Source organism: Sulfitobacter sp. 1A13368 (assembly GCF_043557275.1).
In the GTDB taxonomy this organism is placed as follows: Bacteria; Pseudomonadota; Alphaproteobacteria; order Rhodobacterales; family Rhodobacteraceae; genus Sulfitobacter; species Sulfitobacter faviae.
The window spans coordinates 144,708-151,908 of record NZ_JBIFFR010000009.1 but is presented as its reverse complement, the minus strand read 5'-3'; the positions used below and the strand labels follow the sequence as shown (position 1 = coordinate 151,908).

The following is a 7,201-nucleotide window of genomic DNA, read 5'->3' as shown; positions in this document are numbered from 1 at the left end:
TCTTCTTCCTTCTCTCAATTGCTAAGCGTTCAACTAAGTCATCCGCATTTGGTTTCAATTTCCAGCGCTGGAAGGTTGGAGGCCGCGGTTGCGATTGAAATGTTCAATGAAGAAAAAAGCTTCTATTGGCCTTCCTGCTACGAACGCGGACTTCGTCGCGTTATTCTCGCAGCGGGATGGCTTCACAAACGACATTGTATCCGTTTGTAAAGTTGACCAACCGGGAGATGCAGCCATAGAGGTGCTTCGGATTTCGATCTCGGGACAAGGGTGGAAGCGAGCCAAAAGATGATGCGAACCACGTTGCGCCTATTCTTCCTTCTCATGGCTTGCCTTTGGGCCTCCATGGGCTTTGCTGCATCGAGCGATACCTACGAGAATTCAACAATCACGGCCCGGCTCATCTCCGTTGAAAATGGGGTCGTGGAAACCTCCAGAACCCTTTCCCTTGGCCTGGATGTCGAGCTGGCCGAGGGCTGGAAAGCCTATTGGCGTTCGCCCGGCGAGGTGGGTCTGCCGCCTGAAATTTCATGGGATGGATCGGAAAATCTGGTGAGCGCACAGATGCTCTGGCCCGCGCCTGAGCGCTTCACGGCATTCGGCATCGAGAATTTTGGCTACAAGACCCGTGTCGTCCTGCCCATTCAGGCAGTTCTCGAAACTGCGGGCCAGTCCGCAACATTGCAGGCGCGTGTTTCATTGCTGGCGTGCTCGACTGTCTGTGTGCCGCATGATTTCGATCTCGCACTGACAATTCCGGCGGGCACCGGGATTGACGCGAAGGCGGCGGGCCTGATTTCGGAGTATGCCCAGCGGGTGCCGCTTGGTCCCGAAGAGAGCGACATCATTGTCGAAACGGCGGTGATCGCGGATGATGCGCTTTATGTGACGGCGCGCAGTGCGAATGCCTTTGTGAAGCCGGATATCTTTCCGGAACTGGGGCCGGAATTCACCTTTGGCAAACCGGACATCCGAACCGATGATGCGGGAACAGCCCTTTGGGCCAAGCTGCCTCTTCTCGCGCAAGGGGAGGATCCGCCGCCCCTGCAACTGACTTTGACCGATGGATCACGCGCGGTGACAGCGCAGCCCGCTTGGTCAGACCGCATCCCGGGTGCACCATTCGAGGTTATGGCGAACCTGCCGGATCTGACGCAAATCCTGGCGATTGCGGCCTTTGCCTTTCTTGGCGGTCTGATCCTGAATGTCATGCCCTGTGTTCTGCCTGTCCTGTCCATCAAGCTGACATCGGTTCTCAATCATGGAAACAAGCCAGCGCACGAGGTCCGGAATGGGTTCCTGATGTCGGCGCTTGGCGTTCTGGTGTTCATGTGGGCCCTCGCCGCAATCATTCTGGTTCTGCAATCCGTCGGCGTCACCGTTGGGTGGGGCCTGCAATTCCAAAGCCCTGTTTTCCTGACCGTCATGTTTCTGGTGCTTGCCGTGTTCTCTGCCAATCTGTTCGGGGTGTTCGAAGTTTCATTGCCCTCCGGGTTGCAGTCACGGCTGGCCAGATCAAGCGGTCGCGACGGGTATGGCGGAGATTTTGCAACAGGCGCCTTCGCGGCGGTGCTGGCCACGCCCTGCTCGGCCCCGTTTTTGGGGACAGCGGTTGCCTTTGCCCTGTCCGGGCGCCCGATTGATGTCATTCTCGTTTTCACGGCTCTGGGGCTTGGGCTCTCCCTGCCCTATCTGGTTCTGGCGGGGAAGCCTGGTCTGGTCCGGTTGTTGCCCAGGCCGGGACGTTGGATGGTTGTCGTCAAATGGGTGCTTGCCGGTCTTCTGGCCGGGACCGCGATCTGGCTGCTCTGGGTACTGATAGGGGTGGCGGGTGGCCGGGTGGCCATGACCGTGCTGCTTATGACGAGCCTTTTCATTCTTCTCGCAACAATACGTTTGCCGGGCAGATTGACGCGCCCGACAGCGCTGGTGGTGGTTGCTGTTCTCAGCCTTCTGGTGCCGACGGCGCTGACAATCCCGCCGCAGACGAGAGCGGTGGGCCAGGACTGGGTCGCGTTCGATCGCTCCGAGATACCGAAACTGGTGTCGCAGGGAAAAACCGTCTTTGTCGACGTGACCGCAGACTGGTGCCTGACGTGCAAGGCCAACAAGACGCTGGTGCTGGACCGTGCGCCCGTGGTCGACCAACTGCGGGGTGATAATGTCGTTGCGATGCGGGCAGACTGGACTAGGTCCAGCACTGACATTTCCCGGTATCTGGAAAGCCACAACAGGTTTGGCATCCCGTTCAACATCGTCTACGGGCCAAACGCGCCAGACGGGATCATCCTGTCCGAGGTTCTGACGTCCGAAGCCGTTCTCGACGCGCTGAGCAGGGCTGCACTTGGCGACCCTGTGACCGCTTTGAAAACGGATGGTTAGGCCTAAAAGAGGCCCATCGCACGCGCCGACATCCAGACGCCCATGAATATCATCATCAGGTTTTCGGTCAGGGACACGAAACCCAGCGGCACGTTTGAACCGCCGCCCACGCAGGCGCACTTGATCTCGCGCTTATCGATGTAGACGGCCTTGAAAACTGAAGCCGCTCCGACCGTACCGATGAACAGTGCAACAGGCGCGCTGATCCAGACCAAGGCACCGGCGACCATGAGAATACCGGCAAGTGCTTCGCCGAAGGGATAGACATAGCCATAGCGCACCCATTTCTGGGCAAGCAGATCGTAGTTCAGAAACATCGTGGAAAACGTCTCGACGTCCTGCAGTTTTTGAACAGCAAGAAAGCTCATCGAGATCGCGATGAACCACTCGAATGCCCGCAGCGTCAGGATCGAACCGTAAAACGCCCAACTGAGACCAAGCGCCATAAGGAATGCGACCGCGAATATCGCAATGACGGGTTGATAAGTCGTCTCGTCGTCATCCTTTACGTCCTGGCCGAAAAATTCCCTCAGCGCGTCATAGCCACCAATTCTTTCATTGCCGATAAAGGTCTGCGGAGTCGTTTCGACACCGTGTTCTTCCATGAAAGCATCCGTTTCCTCGCGGGTGTTCAGAGGCCGGTCCTCAATCGAATACCCCTCCCGCTCAAGCAGGTCCTTCGATTTTCAGCCCATAGGGACAAACATGCTCCTCCATCACCATTCGGTACAAAACCGCCGTCTTCGGGGTGGATTTTGCCTCTCTCGTCATGACGCGTTCCTTTAAATCCTTTAACCGTTGCAGGTCCAATACCCGGTAAATCCGACAGTCAGAGGCGTCTCTCCCGTCAATTCAAACAGCAGGGTGGCGTCTTCACCGTCCGCGTCACCCGGCGCCAGCGTGAATTGGCCACCATCGGCAGACAGGACGCCACCGGACGTCACTGTGTCTTGCGACGTGAAGTTGACCAGCGATCCGGATATCTTGGCGACGCCGTTCCCCGCCCCGTCCGTGACCAGAATGGGATCGGCGTTCACGGCGCGAATGAAACGGCATTGTCCGTCGGACCCCAGTGCGCGTGTTATTTCTTCGGCTTTGAGCGGTGCAGGACGGATTCCGGCAATCACCGGGGTTGCAATCGCTTCTTGAAGCCCCTCCATTTCAGCCGGACCGTCCGCTTCACCAAGTGGCCATTCAGGACCGGCTTCGCCATTTGCCTCAATGTCATCTATGAGGAAACGCATTTCGGAAATTTCGCGGTTTTGCGCCGTCACAATTTCCGAAGCCAGCGCCTCGACCCTTGGATCTGTCAGCTCGGCCCGTTCGCTTGTCATGATCGCAATGGAGTGGTGCGGAATCATCGCGCTCATCCAGCTTTCGTCCTGAATGGTCTCCTGGCTTCTCACGAGCCAGAGCGCGCCGGCGAACATCACGACAGACCCGAGAATGATCGCGGCGTTGACGCCCTTGTTCTTGTACATGTTCAACATGAAAAGGAGCATCACGGTCGCCATCGTCGCGCCCATGATGAACGTCATGTAAAATCGGGTTTCGCTCCAGTAGACATGTTCGAAGGAGTACGAGTTGATGTACATCAGGCCGAACATGATCGCAGTCGATGTGCCGACCATCGCCAGAAACCGGCCATAGGATGAACCTGAATGGCCTCCCGAATGTGCTGCACCTTCACTTGAACGGGTATCGGACCCGCCACGAGATTTCCCGATCGCATCTTCAGACATCTGATCTCTCCATCATGGATTCTATTTGTGGAGGAACAACATTCCAGCGCTGGAGGGTTTCAAGACGATATATCGAAACGGCATGAAACCCCATAAATGTCTGGCCCAGGCATCGTGCGTTACGGGTCTTTGGCCAGATCTTTCAGGATTGGACAATCGGGGCGGTGATCGCCCTGGCAGGCGTCAACGAGGTGAGCCAGGGTCTCTCGCATCGACTTGAGCTGGGCGATTTTTTCGTCAACGGCGGCCAGATGCTCTTGAGCGACAGCCTTGACCTGTGCACTTTCCCGCGTCTCATCTTCATAGAGATCAAGCAGCGTGCGGCAGTCTTCGATCGAGAACCCGAACGTCCTGGCGCGACCGAGAAATGCGAGCTTGTGGATGTCGCTGTCGCGAAAGGCGCGATAGCCGTTGTCGCTGCGCAAAGGCCGGACAAGGCCGATGTCTTCGTAGTAGCGGATTGTCTTCGCTGGCAAACCCGCGCGTTCTGATACTTCTCCGATGTTCACACCTGTCTCCTATTCTGCGGGCTGCGTTGCGAATTTCGTCTCCGCGTCGTGGGGCGGATCCTGTTCCGACATCGTCGCCTTGATCCGTCGCAGCCGCAGCGCGTTGGTCAGAACCGACACGGAGGACAGCGCCATGGCCCCGGCGGCAAACACCGGCGACAGGAGCAATCCAAAGGCCGGGTAAAGCGCGCCCGCCGCCACAGGGATCAGCGCGACGTTATAGCCAAAGGCCCAGATAAGGTTCTGCCGTATGTTGCGCATGGTCTTGCGCGACACGTCGATGGCATTCACCACGCCGCGCAGGTCGCCCGACATCAACACCACGTCGGCGCTTTCGATTGCGACATCCGTGCCGGTTCCGATGGCGATGCCGACATCGGCATGGGCCAGCGCTGGCGCGTCGTTGATGCCGTCTCCGACAAAGGCGATCTTGCTGTTCCCTTGCCGCAATTCGTCCAGGGCGGCGACTTTTCCATCCGGCAACACCCCTGCAATGACATGGTCGATCCCGACCTCGCGGGCGATGGCATCTGCCGTGGCCTTCTTGTCTCCGGTGATCATCGCGACCTTGATCCCTCGATCATGCAGAGCTGCGATCACTTCGGCGCTGGAGGATTTGACCGGGTCTGCCACGGCAATCACGGCCGCCAGGGATCCGTCCACCGCAGCATAAAGCGCGGTGCGTCCCTTTTCGGCCAAGGCCCTTTCGCGGTCTTCCAGCGGGCTGGTGTCAATGCCCTGCTGCACCATGAAGCGATCCGCACCGACATGAACCTTGCGGCCCTGGACAAGCGCCTCGACACCGTAGCCGGTCACGGACCGGAATTCCGTCGCATCGGGCCAGGACAGGCCTTCGCTCTTTGCGGACTGCACAATGGCCTCTGCCACCGGGTGCTCAGACTGCGCCTCGACAGATGCGATGAGGGCGAGTGTCTCTGCCCGGTCAAAGCCGTCGGCCGTGATGAGGTCTGTCAAACTGGGTTGCCCTTGCGTGACCGTCCCGGTCTTGTCCAATGCGACAACGCCAACTTCATCCAGATGTTGCAGCGCATCTCCCTTGCGGAAGAACACCCCCATCTCAGCCGCGCGTCCTGTCCCCACCATGATCGAGGTGGGCGTGGCCAACCCCATGGCGCAGGGGCACGCAATGATCAGAACGGAGACACCCGCCACAAGCGCAAAGGTCAGAGCCGGATCGGGACCGACCAGCAGCCAGACAACCACAGTCGCAAGCGCCAGAACCAGAACGGCAGGCACGAACCACATGGTCACGCGATCCACTAGGCCTTGGATCGGCAGCTTGGCCCCCTGAGCATCTTCGACCATGCGGATAATCTGCGCCAGCGTGGTATCCGCCCCGACTCGCGTCGCCGTTATGGTCAGGCTCCCGGTGCCGTTCACCGTGCCGCCGGTCACCGGTTCGCCAGCAGCCTTTGGCACGGCGAGGGGTTCACCGGTGATCATGCTTTCATCGACGTTGCTTGATCCTTCTGTGACCTCGCCATCGACAGGCAGCCTTTCACCGGGACGCACGAGGATCTGATCGCCGATCCGCAGTTCCTTGATGTCAACCTCGGTCGCCTGCCCGTCACGCAGGACCCTGGCTGTCTTTGCCTGCAGACCAAGAAGGGCCTGAATGGCTGCACCGGTCTTGCCCTTGGCCCGCGCTTCAAGCCAGCGACCCAACAAGATCAGAACGACAATAACCGCCGCTGCTTCGAAATAGACGGCGCGCACACCGTCAGGCAGCACCTGAGGCAGGAAGGTCGCGACTACGGAATAAGTCCACGCCGCCCCGGTTCCCAGTGCGACAAGGCTGTTCATATCCGGGGCACGCTTGATCAACGCCGGAATGCCCTTCGCAAAGAACCCCCAACCCGGTCCGAAAAGAACCACCGTGGCAAGCGCGAATTGGATCAGCCATGACGTTTGAATGCCGATTGTGCTCTCAATCAGGCCCTCAAAGCCGGGTATGGTATGTTTTCCCATTTCCAGAACGAACACCGGCACGGTCAGGATCGCGGCAAGGATGACACGGCGCGCCAGCGCGTCGGCTTCTTCTGCCTTGCGGTCCGATCGGTCCTCGTGCGCATCGCTCTGCGCAATCTCGGCCGGGTACCCCGCCTCCGTACTGATCCGGGCAATCTTTTCCGGGGTGATGGCATCTGGCAGATACTCTACCACAGCCGTTTCGGTTGCCAGATTGACCGCCGCATTCAATACGCCGGGTGTCCGTACAAGCGCCTTTTCAACCCGACCGACACAGGACGCGCAGGACATGGCGTCTACGTTCAATGTTACGCGCCCCGTCCGTGCCGGGTATCCGGCGTTCGAGAGGGCCGTGACCGCCACGCCCGTGGTGGCCGGATTATCCATCTGAAATTGAGCCGTTTCGTTCACAAGGTTGACACTGACGTTCGAAAGGCCCGGAACCTCGTTCAAAGCCTTCTCAACCCTGCCCACACAAGACGCACAGTTCATGCCGGAAACGGATAGACGTATCGTATTGGGGTCGGTCATGAGGGCCTCCTCGGTTGAACTTACCCTGATATAGGGCTTCCAGTTGCT

The 7,201-nt window shown here is 58.8% G+C and carries 5 protein-coding genes and 1 pseudogene; 2 read left to right on the top strand and 4 right to left on the bottom strand.

Annotated elements, in window-relative coordinates; all coding sequences use genetic code 11:
• Window positions 1-210: hypothetical protein (locus tag ACGYK4_RS16885; protein ID WP_394377333.1), on the top strand; the 210-nt coding region annotated here is incomplete at its 5' end.
• 81 nt (window positions 211-291) lie between these two features.
• On the top strand, window positions 292-2,382 hold the full coding sequence (locus ACGYK4_RS16880) for a protein-disulfide reductase DsbD family protein (protein ID WP_394457485.1): 2,091 nt from the start codon (window positions 292-294) through the stop codon (window positions 2,380-2,382).
• A 2-nt stretch (window positions 2,383-2,384) separates the two neighbouring features.
• On the opposite strand, the pseudogene ACGYK4_RS16875 reads toward ACGYK4_RS16880, so the two are convergent.
• From ACGYK4_RS16875 to ACGYK4_RS16860, 4 genes and pseudogenes are all read right to left on the bottom strand, one after another.
• Window positions 2,385-3,105 (bottom strand): annotated as a pseudogene (locus ACGYK4_RS16875) (MauE/DoxX family redox-associated membrane protein).
• A gap of 68 nt (window positions 3,106-3,173) precedes the next feature.
• Window positions 3,174-4,124 (bottom strand): DUF305 domain-containing protein, encoded by a 951-nt coding sequence (locus tag ACGYK4_RS16870; RefSeq protein WP_050686576.1) that lies wholly within the window; start codon window positions 4,122-4,124, stop codon window positions 3,174-3,176.
• Window positions 4,125-4,243: 119 nt separating this feature from the next.
• The gene (cueR, locus tag ACGYK4_RS16865) at window positions 4,244-4,633 is read right to left on the bottom strand and encodes a Cu(I)-responsive transcriptional regulator (protein ID WP_005619161.1); all 390 of its coding nucleotides are present in this window, start codon (window positions 4,631-4,633) and stop codon (window positions 4,244-4,246) included.
• Window positions 4,634-4,642: 9 nt separating this feature from the next.
• Window positions 4,643-7,153 (bottom strand): heavy metal translocating P-type ATPase, encoded by a 2,511-nt coding sequence (locus tag ACGYK4_RS16860; RefSeq protein ID WP_043847201.1) that lies wholly within the window; start codon window positions 7,151-7,153, stop codon window positions 4,643-4,645.
• Between the last annotated feature and the right edge of the window lie 48 nt (window positions 7,154-7,201).

What these genes read in the sequence shown, in the direction of transcription:
- ACGYK4_RS16880 (WP_394457485.1), top strand. Translation starts at nt 292, where the DNA reads ATGCGAACCACGTTGCGCCTATTCTTCCTTCTCATGGCTTGCCTTTGG.
- ACGYK4_RS16870 (WP_050686576.1), bottom strand. Translation starts at nt 4,124, where the DNA reads ATGTCTGAAGATGCGATCGGGAAATCTCGTGGCGGGTCCGATACCCGT.
- ACGYK4_RS16860 (WP_043847201.1), bottom strand. Translation starts at nt 7,153, where the DNA reads ATGACCGACCCCAATACGATACGTCTATCCGTTTCCGGCATGAACTGT.